Annotated in this window: 3 protein-coding genes; all 3 read right to left on the reverse strand. The window is 69.6% G+C overall.

Annotation, left to right across the window (positions count from 1 at the left end; translation table 11 throughout):
• Positions 1-326, reverse strand: a 326-nt coding sequence (locus tag FKP22_RS28190) for a 3'-5' exonuclease (protein WP_233446989.1), incomplete at its 3' end; no start/stop codon positions are given.
• A 142-nt stretch (positions 327-468) separates the two neighbouring features.
• Complete coding sequence (locus FKP22_RS28195; protein ID WP_231011100.1) at positions 469-1,359, reverse strand: FAD:protein FMN transferase; 891 nt, start codon at positions 1,357-1,359, stop codon at positions 469-471.
• A gap of 50 nt (positions 1,360-1,409) precedes the next feature.
• Positions 1,410-2,104: hypothetical protein (locus FKP22_RS32950; protein WP_170201146.1), on the reverse strand; the 695-nt coding region annotated here is incomplete at its 5' end.

Below are 2,104 nucleotides of genomic sequence, written 5' to 3' on the forward strand. Positions count from 1 at the left end.
CTGAGCAGCAGGGTGCAGGCGAATTCCTCGTGTGCCGGGTCTTCGGGGGCGCCGGCGAGTGCGCTCTCGGCGCGCCAGAAGCTGCGGTCGAAGGGCGCGTTGTGGGCCACCAGCGGGCAGCCGCGGGTGAAGGCCAGGACCTCGTGCATGACCTGGTCGGCCGGGGGCGCATCGGCCAGCATCGCGTTGCTGATGCCGGTCAGCTGCTCGATGAACGGTGGCACCCAGGCGCCGCTGCGCATCAGGCTCTGGTATTGGCCGACGATCTGCCCGCCGCTCACCAGCACCGCGGCAATCTCGGTCGCGCGGGCGCCCTGGCCGGCCATGCCGGTGGTCTCGAAGTCGATCACGGCGATGGTTTCGGCAGGCGGCGCCGCGCCTGGCTCGAAGGAGGCGGTGTCTTGTGGGGCGGTGGCGGACGGGCTCAGCATGCCGCCATTGTCGCGGGGCTCACGGCCGCGCTGCGGGTCAGTTGCCGGCCTGGGCCGCGGGCAAGGCTTCGGGCTCGCCCCGTTCCGGCTGGCCATTGGCGTCGATGGCCAGGAAGGGCAGGCCCTGGCTGCGCAGGAAGGGCAGGGCCTGTGGGCCGAGCAGCATCGCGATGGTGGAGATCGTGCCGGCTGCCAGGCAGGCGGGTGCGACAACGCTGATCGACTGCCAGCCCTGCGCCGGCCAGCCGCTGCGCGGATCCAGGATGTGGCAGTAGCGCCGGCCATCAATCTCGAAGTAGCGCTCGTAGTCACCGCTGGTGGCCAGCGCGCCCTGGTGCAGCGGGATGCTGGCCACGATGGCATTGGCGTCCCGGGGATGGGCGATGCCGAAGTGCCAGGCTTGGCCGTCGTCGCGGTGGCCCACGGCGCGCAGGTCGCCGCCGAGGTTGACCAGCGCGGCGCCGATTCCGGCCTCGGCCAGCAGCGTGGCGGCACGGTCCACGGCGTACTCCTTGCCGATGCCGCCGAAGTCCAGTTCCATGCCGGGCCTTGGCAGGTGCAACGCCGGGCGCTGCCACGTCACTTGGGACCAGCCGACCAGCGGCATCAGTGCGGCGATTTCCCCGGCAGTTGGCAGGCGGCCGGCACCAAAGTCCCAGGCGCGCCGCAGGACCCCGGTCGTGAGGTCGAATGCGCCGCCGCTGGCTGCATGGGCGCTGACGGCGAAGTCCAGCAGGTCGCAAGTCTCGGTGTCGAGTTCGACCGGGGCCGATAAGCCTGCGGCCCGATTGATGTGCGACACCACGCTGTCGTTTCGATAGCGTGAGTATTTGGCTTCGATGCGGTGGACTTCGGCGATGGCCGCCTCGACGGCTGGTGCGGTGGCCGGCGTGGCGCGCTGGACCTGGATGCGGCAGGGGCTGCCCATGGCGTGGAAGTCCGTGTGGAACTCCGCCTGGGCACTTGCGCCCGCGGCACTCATTGCACGGTGCAGCCGATGCGCTCGCTGCCCAGTGCCACGTCATCGATCCAGACGGTGTTGGTGGTGCCGCCGTAGGCCTCCCATCCCAGCTTCAGGTCGCTCAGCGCCGGCCGCCAGGAGGGGGACTGCGTGATCCAGCTCTGGTCCACATCGTTGGTGGCGGTGCCGTCCTCCTGCAGGCCTGCGGGCGCCACGCCGTCGACCCAGGTCTGGATGGTGCCGGCAGACTGGTCGATGCGGAACTCGACGCAGGTCCAGGTCTGGGGCTTCAGGGCCTGACTCAAGGAGATGCCTGTCGGGCTGAGCGAAGGCAGCGTCGCATCGTCCTTGGACCGGTTCCACATCAGGATGCCGCTTTGTCCGCCCATGCGAAGCTCCTGGCTTTGCGAACCGTTGGAATCGTTCGCGTCCCGCATCGAAAGAAAGGTCACGTGGGCATCGTTGAGGGCGCTTGCGAGCCGGATGTAGAAGCGGCCGTAGCGCACATTGCCGAGCAGGCTGATCGTGGCGTTCTGGATGAAGGCGTGGCCGCAGTAGTCGCTGCCCGGGTCGATGCGCACGGAATGCGTTCCACTGTGGGCCTGCGTGGCATCGATGACGGCGTGGCCCGAGCCGGAGAAGCAGTTCGGCCCGCCAACGCTCCAGCGCGCGGCGTCCGGCGCGCTGTCCGCCGTGTCGAACTCGAAGCCGT

The organism is Ideonella azotifigens, from assembly GCF_006519715.1.
GTDB classification, from domain to species: Bacteria; Pseudomonadota; Gammaproteobacteria; order Burkholderiales; family Burkholderiaceae_C; genus Ideonella; species Ideonella azotifigens.